Origin of the sequence: Enterobacter chinensis (assembly GCF_034008295.1) — a bacterium.
GTDB lineage: Bacteria > Pseudomonadota > Gammaproteobacteria > Enterobacterales > Enterobacteriaceae > Enterobacter > Enterobacter chinensis.
In genome coordinates this window covers 12,737-30,569 of record NZ_JARDVI010000008.1, presented here as the reverse complement: position 1 = coordinate 30,569, position 17,833 = coordinate 12,737, and the positions used below count along the sequence as shown (strand labels likewise).

Annotated in this window: 32 protein-coding genes; 31 read left to right on the top strand and 1 reads right to left on the bottom strand. The window is 50.1% G+C overall.

Features of this window, described 5'->3' with window-relative positions:
* Positions 1-90 precede the first annotated feature (90 nt).
* The 6 genes from rpsL to bfr all read left to right on the top strand — a co-directional run bounded on the left by rpsL (position 91) and on the right by bfr (position 5,417).
* Entirely contained in the window at positions 91-465 is a 375-nt protein-coding gene (rpsL, locus tag PYW49_RS20800; protein ID WP_000246815.1) for a 30S ribosomal protein S12, read from the top strand.
* A 96-nt stretch (positions 466-561) separates the two neighbouring features.
* Positions 562-1,032: a 30S ribosomal protein S7 gene (gene rpsG, locus PYW49_RS20795; RefSeq protein ID WP_004106370.1), complete on the top strand. Its 471-nt coding sequence runs from the start codon at positions 562-564 to the stop codon at positions 1,030-1,032.
* A gap of 96 nt (positions 1,033-1,128) precedes the next feature.
* On the top strand, positions 1,129-3,243 hold the full coding sequence (gene fusA / locus PYW49_RS20790) for an elongation factor G (protein WP_063144212.1): 2,115 nt from the start codon (positions 1,129-1,131) through the stop codon (positions 3,241-3,243).
* 69 nt (positions 3,244-3,312) lie between these two features.
* Entirely contained in the window at positions 3,313-4,497 is a 1,185-nt protein-coding gene (tuf, locus tag PYW49_RS20785) for an elongation factor Tu (RefSeq protein WP_320387395.1), read from the top strand.
* A gap of 177 nt (positions 4,498-4,674) precedes the next feature.
* The gene (gene bfd, locus PYW49_RS20780) at positions 4,675-4,869 is read left to right on the top strand and encodes a bacterioferritin-associated ferredoxin (protein ID WP_008503493.1); all 195 of its coding nucleotides are present in this window, start codon (positions 4,675-4,677) and stop codon (positions 4,867-4,869) included.
* A 71-nt stretch (positions 4,870-4,940) separates the two neighbouring features.
* A complete protein-coding gene (bfr, locus tag PYW49_RS20775; RefSeq protein WP_008503492.1) occupies positions 4,941-5,417 on the top strand; it encodes a bacterioferritin in 477 nt (158 codons plus the stop codon).
* Here bfr and PYW49_RS20770 read toward each other — a convergent pair.
* Positions 5,401-5,874 (bottom strand): prepilin peptidase, encoded by a 474-nt coding sequence (locus tag PYW49_RS20770; protein WP_320387394.1) that lies wholly within the window; start codon positions 5,872-5,874, stop codon positions 5,401-5,403. The two genes, bfr and PYW49_RS20770, sit on opposite strands and share 17 nt — an antisense overlap.
* Positions 5,875-6,255: 381 nt before the next feature.
* Between PYW49_RS20770 and rpsJ the strand changes: the two genes are divergently transcribed.
* From rpsJ to rpsK, 25 genes are all read left to right on the top strand, one after another.
* The gene (rpsJ, locus tag PYW49_RS20765) at positions 6,256-6,567 is read left to right on the top strand and encodes a 30S ribosomal protein S10 (protein ID WP_001181005.1); all 312 of its coding nucleotides are present in this window, start codon (positions 6,256-6,258) and stop codon (positions 6,565-6,567) included.
* A 32-nt stretch (positions 6,568-6,599) separates the two neighbouring features.
* Positions 6,600-7,229: a 50S ribosomal protein L3 gene (gene rplC / locus PYW49_RS20760; protein ID WP_006178923.1), complete on the top strand. Its 630-nt coding sequence runs from the start codon at positions 6,600-6,602 to the stop codon at positions 7,227-7,229.
* A gap of 10 nt (positions 7,230-7,239) precedes the next feature.
* Positions 7,240-7,845, top strand: coding sequence for a 50S ribosomal protein L4 (gene rplD / locus PYW49_RS20755; protein ID WP_003031119.1), 606 nt, complete (start codon positions 7,240-7,242; stop codon positions 7,843-7,845).
* Positions 7,842-8,144, top strand: coding sequence for a 50S ribosomal protein L23 (gene rplW, locus PYW49_RS20750; protein ID WP_000617546.1), 303 nt, complete (start codon positions 7,842-7,844; stop codon positions 8,142-8,144). Before rplD ends, rplW begins: the two co-directional genes overlap by 4 nt.
* Before the next feature lie 17 nt (positions 8,145-8,161).
* Positions 8,162-8,983 carry a 50S ribosomal protein L2 gene (gene rplB / locus PYW49_RS20745; protein WP_000301859.1) on the top strand — a complete coding sequence of 274 codons (822 nt, stop codon included), beginning with the start codon at positions 8,162-8,164 and terminating at the stop codon, positions 8,981-8,983.
* Between the two features lie 16 nt (positions 8,984-8,999).
* Positions 9,000-9,278: a 30S ribosomal protein S19 gene (gene rpsS, locus PYW49_RS20740; RefSeq protein ID WP_001138117.1), complete on the top strand. Its 279-nt coding sequence runs from the start codon at positions 9,000-9,002 to the stop codon at positions 9,276-9,278.
* A 14-nt stretch (positions 9,279-9,292) separates the two neighbouring features.
* Positions 9,293-9,625 carry a 50S ribosomal protein L22 gene (gene rplV / locus PYW49_RS20735; RefSeq protein WP_002919773.1) on the top strand — a complete coding sequence of 111 codons (333 nt, stop codon included), beginning with the start codon at positions 9,293-9,295 and terminating at the stop codon, positions 9,623-9,625.
* A gap of 17 nt (positions 9,626-9,642) precedes the next feature.
* Positions 9,643-10,344, top strand: a complete 702-nt coding sequence (gene rpsC / locus PYW49_RS20730; RefSeq protein ID WP_000529945.1) for a 30S ribosomal protein S3 — start codon at positions 9,643-9,645, stop codon at positions 10,342-10,344.
* A gap of 12 nt (positions 10,345-10,356) precedes the next feature.
* On the top strand, positions 10,357-10,767 hold the full coding sequence (rplP, locus tag PYW49_RS20725; RefSeq protein WP_002919759.1) for a 50S ribosomal protein L16: 411 nt from the start codon (positions 10,357-10,359) through the stop codon (positions 10,765-10,767).
* Positions 10,767-10,958, top strand: coding sequence for a 50S ribosomal protein L29 (gene rpmC, locus PYW49_RS20720; RefSeq protein ID WP_003863282.1), 192 nt, complete (start codon positions 10,767-10,769; stop codon positions 10,956-10,958). The genes rplP and rpmC overlap by 1 nt, the downstream gene beginning before the upstream one ends.
* Complete coding sequence (gene rpsQ, locus PYW49_RS20715) at positions 10,958-11,212, top strand: 30S ribosomal protein S17 (RefSeq protein WP_008503489.1); 255 nt, start codon at positions 10,958-10,960, stop codon at positions 11,210-11,212. The genes rpmC and rpsQ overlap by 1 nt, the downstream gene beginning before the upstream one ends.
* A gap of 166 nt (positions 11,213-11,378) precedes the next feature.
* On the top strand, positions 11,379-11,750 hold the full coding sequence (gene rplN, locus PYW49_RS20710) for a 50S ribosomal protein L14 (RefSeq protein WP_002919748.1): 372 nt from the start codon (positions 11,379-11,381) through the stop codon (positions 11,748-11,750).
* Between the two features lie 10 nt (positions 11,751-11,760).
* Positions 11,761-12,075 (top strand): 50S ribosomal protein L24, encoded by a 315-nt coding sequence (gene rplX, locus PYW49_RS20705; protein WP_003863287.1) that lies wholly within the window; start codon positions 11,761-11,763, stop codon positions 12,073-12,075.
* 14 nt (positions 12,076-12,089) lie between these two features.
* Positions 12,090-12,629: a 50S ribosomal protein L5 gene (rplE, locus tag PYW49_RS20700; RefSeq protein ID WP_001096206.1), complete on the top strand. Its 540-nt coding sequence runs from the start codon at positions 12,090-12,092 to the stop codon at positions 12,627-12,629.
* Positions 12,630-12,643: 14 nt separating this feature from the next.
* On the top strand, positions 12,644-12,949 hold the full coding sequence (rpsN, locus tag PYW49_RS20695; protein WP_003863291.1) for a 30S ribosomal protein S14: 306 nt from the start codon (positions 12,644-12,646) through the stop codon (positions 12,947-12,949).
* Between the two features lie 30 nt (positions 12,950-12,979).
* Complete coding sequence (gene rpsH, locus PYW49_RS20690; protein WP_006178918.1) at positions 12,980-13,372, top strand: 30S ribosomal protein S8; 393 nt, start codon at positions 12,980-12,982, stop codon at positions 13,370-13,372.
* 12 nt (positions 13,373-13,384) lie between these two features.
* Positions 13,385-13,918, top strand: a complete 534-nt coding sequence (rplF, locus tag PYW49_RS20685; RefSeq protein WP_003863296.1) for a 50S ribosomal protein L6 — start codon at positions 13,385-13,387, stop codon at positions 13,916-13,918.
* A 9-nt stretch (positions 13,919-13,927) separates the two neighbouring features.
* Positions 13,928-14,281, top strand: coding sequence for a 50S ribosomal protein L18 (rplR, locus tag PYW49_RS20680; RefSeq protein ID WP_003863297.1), 354 nt, complete (start codon positions 13,928-13,930; stop codon positions 14,279-14,281).
* Between the two features lie 14 nt (positions 14,282-14,295).
* Positions 14,296-14,796: a 30S ribosomal protein S5 gene (gene rpsE, locus PYW49_RS20675; RefSeq protein WP_003863299.1), complete on the top strand. Its 501-nt coding sequence runs from the start codon at positions 14,296-14,298 to the stop codon at positions 14,794-14,796.
* Between the two features lie 6 nt (positions 14,797-14,802).
* The gene (gene rpmD / locus PYW49_RS20670; protein WP_003863301.1) at positions 14,803-14,982 is read left to right on the top strand and encodes a 50S ribosomal protein L30; all 180 of its coding nucleotides are present in this window, start codon (positions 14,803-14,805) and stop codon (positions 14,980-14,982) included.
* A gap of 3 nt (positions 14,983-14,985) precedes the next feature.
* Positions 14,986-15,420 (top strand): 50S ribosomal protein L15, encoded by a 435-nt coding sequence (rplO, locus tag PYW49_RS20665; protein ID WP_003863304.1) that lies wholly within the window; start codon positions 14,986-14,988, stop codon positions 15,418-15,420.
* 7 nt (positions 15,421-15,427) lie between these two features.
* On the top strand, positions 15,428-16,759 hold the full coding sequence (secY, locus tag PYW49_RS20660; RefSeq protein WP_014171896.1) for a preprotein translocase subunit SecY: 1,332 nt from the start codon (positions 15,428-15,430) through the stop codon (positions 16,757-16,759).
* A gap of 31 nt (positions 16,760-16,790) precedes the next feature.
* Positions 16,791-16,907 carry a 50S ribosomal protein L36 gene (rpmJ, locus tag PYW49_RS20655; RefSeq protein WP_000868187.1) on the top strand — a complete coding sequence of 39 codons (117 nt, stop codon included), beginning with the start codon at positions 16,791-16,793 and terminating at the stop codon, positions 16,905-16,907.
* A 146-nt stretch (positions 16,908-17,053) separates the two neighbouring features.
* Positions 17,054-17,410, top strand: a complete 357-nt coding sequence (rpsM, locus tag PYW49_RS20650; protein ID WP_003863308.1) for a 30S ribosomal protein S13 — start codon at positions 17,054-17,056, stop codon at positions 17,408-17,410.
* Between the two features lie 16 nt (positions 17,411-17,426).
* On the top strand, positions 17,427-17,816 hold the full coding sequence (gene rpsK, locus PYW49_RS20645) for a 30S ribosomal protein S11 (RefSeq protein WP_003863312.1): 390 nt from the start codon (positions 17,427-17,429) through the stop codon (positions 17,814-17,816).
* Positions 17,817-17,833: the final 17 nt, after the last annotated feature.

Sequence of the window (17,833 nt, the reverse complement as noted above, 5' to 3'; positions counted from 1 at the left end):
GACGTAGCCCTAAAATTTCGCGTCCTCATATTGTATGAGGTCGTTTTATTACGTGTTTACGAAGCAAAAGCTAAAACCAGGAGCTATTTAATGGCAACAGTTAACCAGCTGGTACGCAAACCACGCGCACGCAAAGTTGCAAAGAGCAACGTGCCTGCGCTGGAAGCCTGCCCGCAGAAACGTGGTGTATGTACTCGTGTATATACCACCACTCCTAAAAAACCAAACTCCGCACTGCGTAAAGTATGCCGTGTGCGTTTGACTAACGGTTTCGAAGTGACTTCCTACATCGGTGGTGAAGGTCACAACCTGCAGGAACACTCCGTGATCCTGATCCGTGGCGGTCGTGTTAAAGACCTTCCGGGTGTTCGTTACCACACCGTTCGTGGTGCGCTCGACTGCTCAGGTGTTAAAGACCGTAAGCAGGCTCGCTCCAAGTACGGCGTGAAGCGTCCTAAGGCTTAATGGTTCTCCGTTAAGTAAGGCCAAACTGATTTATCTTAATGTCAAACTAAACTCTTTGAGTTTTGGACAATCCTGAATTAACAACGGAGTATTCCCATGCCACGTCGTCGCGTCATTGGTCAGCGTAAAATTCTTCCAGATCCGAAATTCGGATCAGAACTGCTGGCAAAATTTGTAAATATCCTGATGGTAGATGGTAAAAAATCTACTGCAGAAGCAATCGTATACAGCGCGCTTGAGACCCTGGCTCAGCGTTCTGGTAAAAATGAACTGGAAGCTTTCGAAGTCGCTCTCGACAACGTTCGCCCAACTGTAGAAGTTAAGTCCCGCCGCGTTGGTGGTTCTACTTATCAGGTTCCAGTTGAAGTTCGTCCGGTTCGTCGTAATGCTCTGGCAATGCGTTGGATCGTTGAAGCTGCTCGTAAACGCGGTGATAAATCCATGGCTCTGCGTCTGGCGAACGAACTTTCTGATGCTGCAGACAACAAAGGTACTGCAGTTAAGAAACGTGAAGACGTTCACCGTATGGCAGAAGCCAACAAGGCGTTCGCACACTACCGTTGGTAATCCCTTCGGAGTATTAGTCACCAGGCGGGCGCTTCAGAGAAGCCGCCCGCTCTGGGTAACTTAACTGAACGCCTAAAGATATAAACGAGGAATCAAATGGCTCGTACAACACCCATCGCACGCTACCGTAACATCGGTATCAGTGCGCACATCGACGCCGGTAAAACCACTACTACCGAACGTATTCTGTTCTACACCGGTGTAAACCACAAAATCGGTGAAGTTCATGACGGCGCAGCCACCATGGACTGGATGGAACAGGAGCAGGAGCGTGGTATCACTATCACCTCCGCAGCGACTACTGCATTCTGGTCAGGTATGGCTAAGCAGTACGAACCGCATCGCGTAAACATCATCGACACCCCGGGCCACGTTGACTTCACCATCGAAGTAGAACGTTCCATGCGTGTTCTTGACGGCGCGGTAATGGTTTATTGCGCAGTTGGTGGTGTTCAGCCACAGTCTGAGACCGTATGGCGTCAGGCGAACAAATATAAAGTTCCACGCATCGCGTTCGTTAACAAAATGGACCGTATGGGTGCTAACTTCCTGAAAGTTGTTGGTCAGATCAAATCCCGTCTGGGCGCGAACCCTGTTCCGCTGCAGCTGGCAATTGGTGCTGAAGAAGGTTTCACCGGTGTTATCGACCTGGTGAAAATGAAAGCCATCAACTGGAACGATGCAGACCAGGGCGTTACCTTCGAATACGAAGATATCCCGGCTGAAATGCAGGACCTGGCTGACGAATGGCACCAGAACCTGATCGAATCCGCTGCTGAAGCTTCTGAAGAGCTGATGGAGAAATACCTGGGTGGTGAAGAACTGACTGAAGAAGAGATCAAAAAAGCTCTGCGTCAGCGCGTTCTGAACAACGAAATCATCCTGGTAACCTGTGGTTCTGCGTTCAAGAACAAAGGTGTTCAGGCGATGCTGGATGCGGTAGTTGACTACCTGCCATCCCCGGTTGACGTTCCTGCGATCAACGGCATCCTGGACGACGGTAAAGATACGCCGGCTGAGCGTCACGCAAGCGACGAAGAGCCGTTCTCTGCACTGGCGTTCAAAATTGCTACCGACCCATTCGTGGGTAACCTGACCTTCTTCCGCGTTTACTCTGGTGTGGTTAACTCCGGTGACACCATCCTGAACTCCGTGAAAACGGCGCGTGAACGTTTTGGCCGTATCGTACAGATGCATGCTAACAAACGTGAAGAGATCAAAGAAGTTCGTGCGGGCGACATCGCTGCAGCTATCGGTCTGAAAGACGTGACCACTGGTGACACCCTGTGTGACCCGGATCACCCGATCATTCTGGAGCGTATGGAATTCCCTGAGCCGGTAATCTCCATCGCAGTTGAACCAAAAACCAAAGCTGACCAGGAAAAAATGGGTCTGGCTCTGGGCCGTCTGGCGAAAGAAGACCCATCATTCCGCGTATGGACTGATGAAGAATCTAACCAGACCATCATCGCTGGTATGGGTGAACTGCACCTGGACATCATCGTTGACCGTATGAAGCGTGAATTCAACGTTGAAGCGAACGTGGGTAAACCTCAGGTTGCTTACCGCGAAGCGATTCGTGCGAAAGTTACCGATGTTGAAGGTAAACACGCTAAGCAGTCTGGTGGTCGCGGTCAGTACGGTCACGTTGTGATCGACATGTACCCACTGGAGCCGGGCTCTAACCCTAAAGGTTACGAGTTCATCAACGACATCAAAGGTGGTGTAATTCCTGGCGAATACATCCCAGCCGTTGATAAAGGCATTCAGGAACAGCTGAAAGCGGGCCCTCTGGCTGGCTATCCGGTTGTTGACATGGGTGTTCGTCTGCACTTCGGTTCTTACCACGACGTTGACTCCTCTGAACTGGCGTTTAAACTGGCTGCGTCTATTGCCTTTAAAGAAGGCTTTAAGAAAGCAAAACCAGTTCTGCTTGAGCCAATCATGAAGGTTGAAGTAGAAACTCCTGAAGAGAACACCGGTGACGTTATCGGTGACTTGAGCCGTCGTCGCGGTATGCTGCGTGGTCAGGAATCCGAAGTAACTGGCGTTAAGATCCACGCTGAAGTTCCGCTGTCTGAAATGTTCGGATATGCAACTCAGCTGCGTTCTCTGACCAAAGGTCGTGCATCATACACCATGGAATTCCTGAAGTATGATGATGCGCCTAACAACGTTGCTCAGGCCGTTATTGAAGCCCGTGGTAAGTAATCCACAGGATTAAAACCTAAGTCCCGTGCTCTCTCCAGAGGGGAGAGCACTATAGTAAGGAATATAGCCGTGTCTAAAGAAAAATTTGAACGTACAAAACCGCACGTCAACGTTGGTACTATCGGCCACGTTGACCATGGTAAAACTACCCTGACTGCTGCAATCACTACCGTTCTGGCAAAAACCTACGGTGGTTCTGCTCGTGCATTCGACCAGATCGATAACGCACCAGAAGAAAAAGCTCGTGGTATCACCATCAACACTTCCCACGTTGAATATGACACCCCGACTCGCCACTACGCACACGTAGACTGCCCAGGCCACGCCGACTATGTTAAAAACATGATCACCGGTGCTGCGCAGATGGACGGCGCGATCCTGGTTGTTGCTGCGACTGACGGCCCTATGCCTCAGACTCGTGAGCACATCCTGCTGGGTCGTCAGGTAGGCGTTCCTTTCATCATCGTGTTCCTGAACAAATGCGACATGGTTGATGACGAAGAGCTGCTGGAACTGGTAGAGATGGAAGTTCGTGAACTGCTGTCTCAGTACGATTTCCCAGGCGACGATACCCCAATCGTTCGTGGTTCTGCTCTGAAAGCGCTGGAAGGCGAAGCAGAGTGGGAAGCGAAAATCATCGAACTGGCTGGCTTCCTGGATTCTTACATCCCAGAACCAGAGCGTGCGATTGACAAGCCATTCCTGCTGCCAATCGAAGACGTATTCTCCATCTCCGGTCGTGGTACCGTTGTTACCGGTCGTGTAGAGCGCGGTATCATCAAAGTTGGCGAAGAAGTTGAAATCGTTGGTATCAAAGAGACTGCGAAGTCTACCTGTACTGGCGTTGAAATGTTCCGCAAACTGCTGGACGAAGGCCGTGCTGGTGAGAACGTTGGTGTTCTGCTGCGTGGTATCAAACGTGAAGAAATCGAACGTGGTCAGGTTCTGGCGAAGCCAGGCTCAATCAAGCCACACACCAAGTTCGAATCTGAAGTGTACATTCTGTCCAAAGACGAAGGCGGCCGTCATACTCCGTTCTTCAAAGGCTACCGTCCACAGTTCTACTTCCGTACAACTGACGTGACCGGTACCATCGAACTGCCAGAAGGCGTTGAGATGGTAATGCCAGGCGACAACATCAAGATGGTTGTGACTCTGATCCACCCAATCGCGATGGACGACGGTCTGCGTTTCGCAATCCGTGAAGGCGGCCGTACCGTTGGCGCGGGCGTTGTTGCTAAAGTTCTGAGCTAAGTATTAGCCCTGAATAAAAAAGGACGCTTCGGCGTCCTTTTTTGTTTTCTGCCGCTAAGGATTTGTCACAAAATTTCGCATTTTTTGCCTGCTCCCGCCCCGTATTCCGGCGCTTGTGCTATTGTAATCATAACCATTCTCACTTACACTTTGCGCATATTTTGAACGGGAGTCTCTATGTACGTTTGTTTATGTAATGGTGTAAGCGACAAGAAAATACGTCAGGCCGTTCGCCAGTTTCAGCCTCAGTCATTCCAGCAGCTTCGCAAGTTTGTTCCGGTGGGAAATCAATGCGGTAAATGTGTACGTGCTGCACGAGAGATTATGCAGGATGAATTGATGCAGATCCCGGAATACAAAGAGATCGCGTAAGCACCATCTTTTTTTTGACATCCCTGTAGCCCGATCTACGCTTCAATGAGTGGAAGCGGAGGGACTATATAATGAAAGGTGATGTTAAAATCATAAGTTATCTCAATAAATTATTGGGAAATGAGCTTGTCGCAATCAACCAGTACTTTCTTCACGCGAGAATGTTCAAAAACTGGGGACTTAAACGCTTAAACGACGTTGAGTACCATGAATCGATCGATGAAATGAAACACGCTGATAAATATATCGAGCGTATTTTATTCCTTGAAGGCATTCCTAACCTGCAGGATCTCGGTAAGCTGGGTATCGGAGAAGATGTCGAAGAGATGCTGCGTTCCGACCTTAGGCTGGAACTTGAAGGCGCTAAAGATCTCCGTGAAGCCATTGCCTATGCTGACAGCGTACATGACTACGTCAGCCGCGATATGATGATCCAGATCCTGGCCGATGAAGAAGGCCATATTGACTGGCTGGAAACAGAGCTGGATCTCATTGCTAAGATCGGCCTACAGAACTACCTTCAGTCGCAGATTAAAGTGGAAGAGTAACCAGCGTCTTCCAGCCTACGCATAAACCCGCTGCTGCCAGAAATGGCCCAAAAGGCAGTGGGTTTTTTAATACCTGTCTCTCAGGGGTTGTTAAAGAAAAAATAAAGAGATACAGCAGTGCCATCAGAGTAGCAACTGATACCAGAAGCGGTAATTCGCACCAGCCATACCAGGCCCCCAGCGCCGACAGATACTTTACGTCGCCATAGCCCAACCCTTCATGCCTGAAGATAAATCGATAGCCCCAGTAAATCATCGCGAAACTGATATATCCCGCCATCGCGCCGACCACAGCACCAGTAAGAGAATCCGGATGGAGGCAAAGCTGAAAGAGCAGTCCGGTCCACAATAATGGACAGACATATTTATCCGGAAGCATGCCGGCACGAATATCTTCGCGCACCAGTAAACCTGTCAGAACAAAATAGGCCAAAAGAAAAGGGAGTAAAGTCAGCATGCTCAAATCCTTAAACACCGTTTGGGCGAATAGTCTTCGCATCACAGATGTCCGGCAATGTGCAAAAACGGAATTTGCGTGAGGGTTCCCCTGGAAAGGATGAGAACGGAGAGGTTGCTGTAAATAGTGGAATGGCTTACGCAGAATGCACCGTCAGCGCTTAATTTCTAAACGTCACTTGCGTCTTGCCCAGATTTACGTATAATGCGCGGGCTTGTCGTAATTGACGGCGGGTTCAATCAGAACCAGAGTAGCTCATTTTGTTACTCAACAATGCTCCCAATTGGGGAGCTACGTAAGAACGGTTACACTCTCCCATCAATCGTAATGGGTTTGAGGAGTAATCATTTTCGTTTATAAAATAATTGGAGCTCTGGTCTCATGCAGAACCAAAGAATCCGTATCCGCCTTAAAGCGTTTGATCATCGTCTGATCGATCAATCAACCGCGGAAATCGTCGAGACTGCTAAGCGCACTGGTGCGCAAGTCCGTGGTCCGATCCCGCTGCCGACCCGCAAAGAGCGCTTCACCGTTCTGATCTCTCCGCACGTTAACAAAGACGCGCGTGATCAGTACGAAATCCGCACTCACAAGCGTCTGGTTGACATCGTTGAGCCAACTGAGAAAACCGTTGATGCTCTGATGCGTCTGGATCTGGCTGCCGGTGTAGACGTGCAGATCAGCCTGGGTTAATCAGGTCATCGAGCGATTGAGAGGTTGATACAATGATTGGTTTAGTCGGTAAAAAAGTGGGCATGACCCGCATCTTCACTGAAGATGGCGTTTCAATCCCAGTAACCGTAATCGAAGTTGAAGCAAACCGCGTTACTCAGGTTAAAGATCTGGCTAACGATGGCTACCGCGCTGTTCAGGTGACCACTGGTGCTAAAAAAGCTAACCGTGTAACCAAACCAGAAGCGGGTCACTTCGCTAAAGCTGGCGTAGAAGCTGGCCGTGGTCTGTGGGAATTCCGTCTTGCTGAAGGCGAAGAGTTCACCGTAGGTCAGGACATTAGCGTTGAGCTGTTTGCTGACGTTAAAAAAGTTGACGTAACCGGTACCTCTAAAGGTAAAGGTTTTGCTGGTACCGTTAAGCGCTGGAACTTCCGTACCCAGGACGCTACCCACGGTAACTCCTTGTCTCACCGCGTTCCGGGTTCTATCGGTCAGAACCAGACTCCGGGCAAAGTGTTCAAAGGCAAGAAAATGGCAGGTCAGCTGGGTAACGAACGTGTGACCGTTCAGAGCCTGGACGTAGTACGTGTTGACGCTGAGCGCAACCTGCTGCTGGTTAAAGGTGCAGTTCCGGGTGCAACCGGTAGCGACCTGATCGTTAAACCAGCTGTGAAGGCGTAAGGGGATAGCAATGGAATTAGTATTGAAAGACGCGCAGAGCGCGCTGACTGTTTCCGAAACTACCTTCGGTCGTGATTTCAACGAAGCGCTGGTTCACCAGGTTGTTGTTGCTTATGCAGCTGGTGCTCGTCAGGGTACTCGTGCTCAGAAGACTCGTGCTGAAGTAACTGGTTCTGGCAAAAAGCCATGGCGCCAGAAAGGTACCGGCCGTGCGCGTTCAGGTTCTATCAAGAGCCCGATCTGGCGTTCAGGTGGCGTGACCTTCGCTGCGCGTCCACAGGACCACAGTCAAAAAGTTAACAAAAAGATGTACCGCGGCGCGCTGAAAAGCATTCTGTCCGAACTGGTACGTCAGGATCGTCTGATCGTTGTCGAATCATTCTCTGTAGAAGCGCCTAAAACTAAGCTGCTGGCACAGAAACTGAAAGACATGGCTCTGGAAGATGTGCTGATCATCACCGGTGAGCTGGACGAGAACCTGTTTCTGGCCGCACGTAACCTGCACAAGGTTGACGTACGCGATGCAACTGGTATCGACCCGGTTAGCCTGATCGCCTTCGACAAAGTCGTAATGACTGCTGATGCTGTTAAGCAAGTTGAGGAGATGCTGGCATGATTCGTGAAGAACGTCTGCTGAAGGTGCTTCGCGCACCGCACGTTTCTGAAAAAGCGTCTACTGCGATGGAAAAAACAAACACCATCGTTCTCAAAGTTGCTAAAGACGCGACCAAAGCAGAGATCAAAGCTGCTGTGCAGAAACTGTTTGAAGTCGAAGTCGAAGTCGTTAACACCCTGGTTGTTAAAGGGAAAGTTAAACGTCACGGACAGCGTATCGGTCGTCGTAGCGACTGGAAAAAAGCTTACGTCACCCTGAAAGAAGGCCAGAATCTGGACTTCGTTGGCGGCGCTGAGTAAGTCGGAGGAGTAATACAATGGCAGTTGTTAAATGTAAACCGACATCTCCGGGTCGTCGCCACGTTGTTAAAGTGGTTAACCCTGAGCTGCACAAGGGCAAACCTTTTGCTCCGTTGCTGGAAAAAAACAGCAAATCCGGTGGTCGTAACAACAATGGCCGTATCACCACTCGTCACATCGGTGGTGGCCACAAGCAGGCTTATCGTATTGTTGACTTCAAACGCAACAAAGACGGTATCCCAGCAGTTGTTGAACGTCTTGAGTACGATCCGAACCGTTCCGCGAACATCGCGCTGGTTCTGTACAAAGACGGCGAGCGCCGTTACATCCTGGCCCCTAAAGGCCTGAAAGCTGGCGACCAGATTCAATCTGGCGTTGATGCTGCAATCAAAGCAGGCAACACCCTGCCGATGCGCAATATCCCGGTTGGTTCTACCGTTCATAACGTAGAAATGAAACCAGGTAAAGGCGGTCAGCTGGCGCGTTCTGCTGGTACTTACGTTCAGATCGTTGCTCGTGATGGTGCTTATGTCACCCTGCGTCTGCGTTCTGGTGAAATGCGTAAAGTCGAAGCAGACTGCCGCGCTACTCTGGGCGAAGTTGGCAATGCTGAGCATATGCTGCGCGTTCTGGGTAAAGCAGGTGCTGCACGCTGGCGTGGTGTTCGTCCTACCGTTCGCGGTACTGCGATGAACCCAGTCGATCACCCACATGGTGGTGGTGAAGGTCGTAACTTTGGTAAGCACCCGGTAACTCCGTGGGGCGTTCAGACCAAAGGTAAGAAGACCCGCAGCAACAAGCGTACTGATAAATTTATCGTACGTCGCCGTAGCAAATAATTTTAGAGGATAAGCCATGCCACGTTCTCTCAAGAAAGGTCCTTTTATTGACCTGCACTTGCTGAAGAAGGTAGAGAAAGCGGTGGAAAGCGGAGACAAGAAGCCCCTGCGCACTTGGTCCCGTCGTTCAACGATCTTTCCTAACATGATCGGTTTGACCATCGCTGTCCATAATGGTCGTCAGCACGTTCCAGTCTTTGTTACCGACGAAATGGTTGGTCACAAACTGGGTGAATTCGCACCGACTCGTACTTATCGCGGCCACGCTGCTGATAAAAAAGCGAAGAAGAAATAAGGTAGGAGGAAGAGATGGAAACTTTAGCTCAACATCGCCATGCTCGTTCTTCTGCTCAGAAGGTTCGCCTTGTTGCTGACCTGATTCGCGGTAAGAAAGTGTCGCAGGCCCTGGACATCCTGACCTATACCAACAAGAAAGCTGCGGTATTGGTCAAGAAAGTACTGGAATCTGCCATTGCTAACGCTGAACACAACGATGGCGCTGACATCGACGATCTGAAAGTCGCGAAAATTTTCGTAGATGAAGGCCCAAGCATGAAGCGCATTATGCCGCGTGCGAAAGGTCGTGCAGATCGCATCCTGAAGCGCACCAGCCACATTACTGTGGTTGTGTCCGATCGCTGAGACTCTGGAGACTAGCAATGGGTCAGAAAGTACATCCTAATGGTATTCGCCTGGGTATTGTAAAACCATGGAACTCAACCTGGTTTGCGAACACCAAAGAATTCGCTGACAACCTGGACAGCGATTTTAAAGTACGTCAGTACCTGACTAAGGAACTGGCTAAAGCGTCTGTATCTCGTATCGTTATCGAGCGTCCAGCTAAGAGCATTCGTGTGACTATTCACACTGCTCGCCCTGGCATCGTTATCGGTAAGAAAGGCGAAGACGTAGAAAAACTGCGCAAGGTCGTAGCGGATATCGCTGGCGTTCCTGCACAGATCAATATCGCTGAAGTTCGTAAGCCTGAACTGGACGCTAAATTGGTTGCTGACAGCATCACTTCTCAGCTGGAACGTCGTGTTATGTTCCGTCGTGCTATGAAGCGTGCTGTACAGAACGCAATGCGTCTGGGCGCTAAAGGTATCAAAGTTGAAGTTAGCGGCCGTCTGGGCGGCGCGGAAATCGCACGTACCGAATGGTACCGCGAAGGTCGCGTACCGCTGCACACTCTGCGTGCTGACATTGACTACAACACCTCTGAAGCGCACACCACTTACGGTGTAATCGGCGTTAAGGTATGGATCTTCAAAGGTGAGATCCTGGGTGGTATGGCTGCTGTTGAACAACCGGAAAAACCGGCTGCTCAACCTAAAAAGCAGCAGCGTAAAGGCCGTAAATAAGGAGCGTCGCTGATGTTACAACCAAAGCGTACAAAATTCCGTAAAGTGCACAAAGGCCGCAACCGTGGTCTGGCGCAGGGTACGGATGTTAGCTTCGGCACTTTCGGTCTGAAAGCTGTTGGCCGTGGTCGTCTGACTGCACGTCAGATCGAAGCAGCACGTCGTGCAATGACCCGTGCAGTTAAGCGTCAAGGTAAGATCTGGATCCGTGTATTCCCGGACAAACCGATCACCGAGAAGCCGCTGGAAGTTCGTATGGGTAAAGGTAAAGGTAACGTGGAGTACTGGGTTGCCTTGATCCAACCGGGCAAAGTCCTTTATGAAATGGACGGTGTTCCGGAAGAGCTGGCCCGTGAAGCCTTCGGCCTGGCAGCAGCGAAACTGCCTATCAAAACCACCTTTGTAACTAAGACGGTGATGTAATGAAAGCAAAAGAGCTGCGTGAAAAAAGCGTTGAAGAGCTGAACGCTGAGCTGCTGAACCTGCTGCGTGAGCAGTTCAACCTGCGTATGCAGGCTGCAAGTGGCCAGCTGCAACAGACTCACCTGCTGAAGCAAGTGCGTCGCAATGTTGCACGCGTTAAGACTTTACTGACTCAGAAGGCGGGTGCGTAATGACCGATAAAATCCGTACTCTGCAAGGTCGTGTTGTTAGCGACAAAATGGAGAAATCCATTGTTGTAGCTATCGAACGTATTGTGAAACACCCGATCTACGGTAAATTCATCAAACGTACGACCAAACTGCACGTACATGACGAGAACAACGAATGTGGTATCGGCGACAAGGTTGAAATCCGTGAATGCCGTCCACTGTCCAAGACTAAGTCCTGGACGCTGGTTCGCGTTGTAGAGAAAGCGGTTCTGTAATACAGTACGCCTTCTCAATACGAATAAACGGCTCAGCGATGAGCCGTTTATTTTTTCTACCCATATTGCAGAAGCGGTGTTATAATGCCGCGCCCTCGATATGGGGCTTTTTAACGGCTCTGATTTTAGAGTCTCAGGTAGTAGTTGACATTAGCGGAGCACTAAAATGATCCAAGAACAGACTATGCTGAACGTCGCCGACAACTCCGGTGCACGTCGCGTAATGTGTATCAAGGTTCTGGGTGGCTCGCACCGTCGCTACGCAGGCGTAGGCGACATCATCAAGATCACCATCAAGGAAGCAATTCCACGTGGTAAGGTCAAAAAAGGTGATGTGCTGAAGGCGGTAGTGGTGCGCACCAAGAAGGGTGTTCGTCGCCCTGACGGTTCTGTCATTCGCTTCGATGGTAATGCATGCGTTATTTTAAACAATAACAGCGAGCAGCCTATCGGCACGCGTATCTTTGGGCCGGTAACTCGTGAGCTTCGTACTGAGAAGTTCATGAAAATTATCTCTCTGGCACCAGAAGTACTCTAAGGAGCGAATCATGGCAGCGAAAATCCGTCGTGATGACGAAGTTATCGTGTTAACCGGTAAAGATAAAGGTAAACGCGGTAAAGTAAAAAATGTTCTGTCTTCCGGCAAACTCGTCGTTGAAGGTATCAACCTGGTTAAGAAACATCAGAAGCCGGTTCCGGCCCTGAACCAACCAGGCGGCATCGTTGAAAAAGAAGCTGCTATTCAGGTTTCTAACGTTGCAATCTTCAATGCGGCTACCGGCAAGGCTGACCGTGTAGGCTTTAGATTCGAAGACGGCAAAAAAGTCCGTTTCTTCAAGTCTAACAGCGAAACTATCAAGTAATTTGGAGTAGTACGATGGCGAAACTGCATGATTACTACAAAGACGAAGTAGTTAACAAACTCATGACTGAGTTTAACTACAATTCTGTCATGCAAGTCCCTCGGGTCGAGAAGATCACCCTGAACATGGGTGTTGGTGAAGCGATCGCTGACAAGAAACTGCTGGATAACGCAGCAGCTGACCTGACAGCAATCTCCGGTCAAAAACCGCTGATCACCAAAGCACGCAAATCTGTTGCAGGCTTCAAAATCCGTCAGGGCTATCCGATCGGCTGTAAAGTAACTCTGCGTGGCGAACGCATGTGGGAGTTCTTTGAGCGTCTGATCACTATTGCTGTTCCACGTATCCGTGACTTCCGTGGCTTGTCCGCTAAGTCTTTCGACGGTCGTGGTAACTACAGCATGGGTGTCCGTGAGCAGATCATCTTCCCAGAAATCGACTACGATAAAGTCGACCGCGTGCGTGGTTTGGATATTACCATTACCACTACTGCGAAATCTGACGAAGAAGGCCGTGCTCTGCTGGCTGCCTTTGACTTCCCGTTCCGCAAGTAAGGTAGGGTTACTGAATGGCTAAGCAATCAATGAAAGCACGCGAAGTAAAGCGCGTAGCTTTAGCTGATAAATTCTTCGCTAAACGCGCTGAACTGAAAGCGATCATTTCTGATGTGAACGCTTCCGACGAAGATCGTTGGAATGCGGTTCTCAAGCTGCAGTCTCTGCCGCGTGATTCCAGCCCGTCTCGTCAGCGTAACCGCTGTCGTCAAACAGGTCGTCCACATGGTTATGTGGGCAAGTTTGGGTTGAGCCGTATCAAACTGCGTGAAGCCGCTATGCGCGGTGAAGTGCCAGGCTTGAAAAAGGCTAGCTGGTAATTACCAATTGAATCACGGGAGTAAAGACAGATGAGCATGCAAGATCCGATCGCGGATATGCTGACCCGTATCCGTAACGGTCAGGCCGCGAACAAAGTTGCGGTCACCATGCCTTCCGCCAAGCTGAAAGTGGCAATTGCCAACGTGCTGAAGGAAGAAGGTTTTATCGAAGATTTTAAAGTTGAAGGCGACACCAAGCCGGAACTGGAACTTACTCTCAAGTATTTCCAGGGTAAAGCTGTTGTAGAAAGCATTCAGCGTGTCAGCCGCCCAGGTCTGCGCATCTATAAGAAAAAAGATGAGCTGCCAAAAGTTATGGCTGGTCTTGGTATCGCAGTTGTTTCTACCTCTAAAGGTGTTATGACTGATCGTGCAGCGCGCCAGGCTGGTCTTGGTGGCGAAATTATCTGCTACGTAGCCTAATCGGAGGAAAGAATGTCTCGTGTTGCTAAAGCACCGGTCGTTATTCCTGCCGGCGTTGATGTAAAAATCGACGGTCAGGTTATTACGATCAAAGGTAAAAACGGCGAGCTGACTCGTACCCTCAACAAAGCTGTTGAAGTTAAACATGCAGATAACGCTCTGACCTTCGGTCCACGTGATGGTTTCGTGGATGGATGGGCTCAGGCTGGTACCGCGCGTGCCCTGCTGAACTCAATGGTTGTTGGTGTTACCGAAGGCTTCACTAAAAAGCTTCAACTGGTTGGTGTAGGTTATCGTGCAGCTATCAAAGGGAATGCAGTAGGCCTGTCTCTGGGCTTCTCACACCCTGTTGAGCATCCGCTGCCGGCCGGTATCACTGCAGAATGTCCGACTCAAACTGAAATCGTGCTGAAAGGCGCTGATAAACAGCTGATCGGTCAGGTTGCAGCAGATCTGCGCGCCTACCGTCGTCCTGAGCCTTATAAAGGCAAGGGTGTTCGTTACGCCGACGAAGTCGTGCGTACCAAAGAGGCTAAGAAGAAGTAAGGTAACACTATGGATAAGAAATCTGCTCGTATCCGTCGTGCGACCCGCGCACGCCGCAAGCTCAAAGAGCTGGGTGCAACTCGCCTGGTGGTACATCGTACCCCGCGTCATATTTACGCACAGGTAATTGCACCGAACGGTTCTGAAGTTCTGGTAGCTGCTTCTACTGTAGAAAAAGCTATCTCAGAACAATTGAAGTACACCGGTAACAAAGACGCCGCTGCAGCTGTAGGTAAAGCTGTTGCTGAACGCGCTCTGGAAAAAGGCATCAGCAATGTTTCCTTTGACCGTTCCGGGTTCCAATATCATGGTCGTGTCCAGGCACTGGCAGATGCTGCCCGTGAAGCTGGCCTTCAGTTCTAAGGTAGAGGTGTAAGATGGCTCACATCGAAAAACAGGCTGGCGAACTGCAGGAAAAGCTGATCGCGGTAAACCGCGTATCTAAAACCGTTAAAGGTGGTCGTATTTTCTCCTTCACAGCTCTGACTGTAGTTGGTGATGGTAACGGTCGCGTTGGTTTTGGTTACGGTAAAGCGCGTGAAGTTCCAGCAGCGATCCAGAAAGCGATGGAAAAAGCCCGTCGCAATATGATTAACGTCGCGCTGAACAACGGCACCCTGCAGCACCCAGTTAAAGGTGTTCACACGGGTTCTCGTGTATTCATGCAGCCAGCTTCAGAAGGTACCGGTATCATCGCCGGTGGTGCAATGCGCGCCGTTCTGGAAGTTGCTGGGGTTCATAACGTTCTGGCCAAAGCATATGGTTCCACCAACCCGATTAACGTGGTTCGTGCAACTATTGATGGCCTGGAAAATATGAATTCTCCAGAAATGGTCGCTGCCAAGCGTGGTAAATCCGTTGAAGAAATTCTGGGGTAATTGACCATGGCAAAGACTATTAAAATCACTCAAACCCGCAGTGCAATCGGTCGTCTGCCGAAACACAAGGCAACGCTGCTTGGCCTGGGTCTGCGTCGTATTGGTCATACCGTTGAGCGCGAGGATACTCCTGCTGTTCGTGGTATGGTCAACGCGGTTTACTTCATGGTTAAAGTTGAGGAGTAAGAGATGCGTTTAAATACTCTGTCTCCGGCCGAAGGCTCTAAAAAGGCGGGTAAACGCCTGGGTCGTGGTATCGGTTCTGGCCTCGGCAAAACCGGTGGTCGTGGTCACAAAGGTCAGAACTCTCGTTCTGGCGGTGGCGTACGTCGCGGTTTCGAGGGTGGCCAGATGCCACTGTACCGTCGTCTGCCGAAGTTCGGCTTCACCTCTCGCAAAGCAGCGATCACAGCGGAAATCCGTCTGTCTGACCTGGCGAAAGTTGAAGGCGGCGTTGTAGACCTGAACACGCTGAAAGCGGCTAACATTATCGGTATCCAGATCGAGTTCGCGAAAGTGATCCTGGCTGGTGAGGTTTCTACTCCGGTAACTGTTCGTGGCCTGCGTGTTACTAAAGGTGCTCGTGCTGCTATCGAAGCTGCTGGCGGTAAAATTGAGGAATAAGTAGCAGATGGCTAAGCAACCGGGATTAGATTTTCAAAGTGCCAAAGGTGGATTTGGCGAGCTGAAACGCAGACTGCTGTTTGTTATCGGCGCGCTGATTGTGTTCCGTGTTGGCTCTTTTATTCCGATCCCTGGTATCGATGCCGCTGTACTTGCCAAACTGCTTGAGCAACAGCGAGGCACCATCATTGAAATGTTCAACATGTTCTCTGGTGGTGCTCTCAGCCGTGCTTCTATCTTCGCATTGGGTATTATGCCGTACATCTCGGCATCTATTATTATCCAGCTGCTGACGGTCGTTCATCCGGCCCTTGCAGAGTTGAAGAAAGAAGGGGAGTCTGGACGTCGTAAGATTAGCCAGTACACCCGTTACGGCACTCTGGTGCTGGCAATATTCCAGTCGATCGGTATTGCTACCGGTCTTCCGAATATGCCTGGTATGCAGGGCCTGGTGTTAAACCCGGGCTTTGCATTCTATTTCACCGCTGTTGTAAGTCTGGTCACAGGGACAATGTTCCTGATGTGGCTCGGCGAACAGATTACTGAACGAGGTATCGGCAACGGTATCTCAATCATTATCTTCGCCGGTATTGTTGCGGGCCTCCCGCCAGCCATCGCCCATACTATCGAGCAAGCGCGTCAAGGCGACCTGCACTTCCTCCTGTTGCTGTTGGTTGCAGTATTAGTATTTGCAGTGACGTTCTTTGTTGTCTTCGTTGAACGTGGTCAACGCCGCATTGTGGTGAACTACGCTAAGCGTCAGCAAGGTCGTCGTGTCTATGCTGCACAGAGCACACATTTACCGCTGAAAGTGAATATGGCGGGGGTAATCCCGGCAATCTTCGCTTCCAGTATTATTCTGTTCCCGGCAACCATCGCGTCATGGTTCGGGGGCGGTACTGGTTGGAACTGGCTGACAACAATTTCGCTGTATTTGCAGCCTGGGCAACCACTTTATGTGTTACTCTATGCGTCTGCGATCATCTTCTTCTGTTTCTTCTACACGGCGTTGGTCTTCAACCCGCGTGAAACAGCAGATAACCTGAAGAAGTCCGGTGCATTTGTACCAGGAATTCGTCCGGGAGAGCAAACGGCGAAGTATATCGATAAAGTAATGACCCGCCTGACTTTGGTTGGTGCGCTCTATATTACTTTTATCTGCCTGATCCCGGAGTTCATGCGTGATGCAATGAAAGTACCGTTCTACTTCGGTGGGACCTCACTGCTTATCGTTGTTGTCGTGATTATGGACTTTATGGCTCAAGTGCAAACTCTGATGATGTCCAGTCAGTATGAGTCTGCATTGAAGAAGGCGAACCTGAAAGGCTACGGCCGCTAAATGGTCGTCTGAGAAGTTACGGAGAGTAAAAATGAAAGTTCGTGCTTCCGTCAAGAAATTATGCCGTAACTGCAAAATCGTTAAGCGTGATGGTGTCATCCGTGTGATTTGCAGTGCCGAGCCGAAGCATAAACAGCGCCAAGGCTGATTATTTCGCATATTTTTCTTGCAAAGTTGGGTTGAGCTGGCTAGATTAGCCAGCCAATCTTTTGTATGTCTGTACGTTTCCATTTGAGTATCCTGAAAACGGGCTTTTCAGCATGGTGCGTACATATTAAATAGTAGGAGTGCATAGTGGCCCGTATAGCAGGCATTAACATTCCTGATCAGAAACATGCTGTGATCGCATTAACTTCGATCTACGGCGTCGGCAAGACCCGTTCTAAAGCCATTCTGGCTGCAGCGGGTATCGCTGAAGATGTTAAGATCAGTGAGCTGTCTGAAGAACAAATCGACACGCTGCGTGACGAAGTTGCCAAATTTGTCGTTGAAGGTGATCTGCGCCGTGAAATCAGCATGAGCATCAAGCGCCTGATGGATCTTGGTTGCTATCGCGGTTTGCGTCATCGTCGTGGTCTGCCAGTGCGCGGTCAGCGTACTAAGACCAACGCACGTACCCGTAAGGGTCCGCGCAAACCGATCAAGAAATAATCGGGGTGATTGAATAATGGCAAAGGCACCAGTTCGTGCACGTAAACGTGTAAGAAAACAAGTCTCTGACGGCGTGGCTCATATCCATGCTTCTTTCAACAACACCATCGTTACTATTACTGATCGTCAGGGTAACGCATTGGGTTGGGCAACAGCCGGTGGTTCCGGTTTCCGTGGTTCTCGCAAATCCACTCCGTTCGCAGCTCAGGTTGCAGCAGAGCGTTGCGCTGAAGCCGTAAAAGAATACGGCATCAAGAATCTGGAAGTTATGGTTAAAGGTCCGGGTCCGGGTCGTGAATCTACTGTTCGCGCTCTGAACGCCGCTGGTTTCCGCATCACTAATATTACTGATGTGACTCCGATCCCTCATAACGGTTGTCGTCCGCCGAAAAAACGTCGCGTATAACGCTCGTTTTTTAGGTT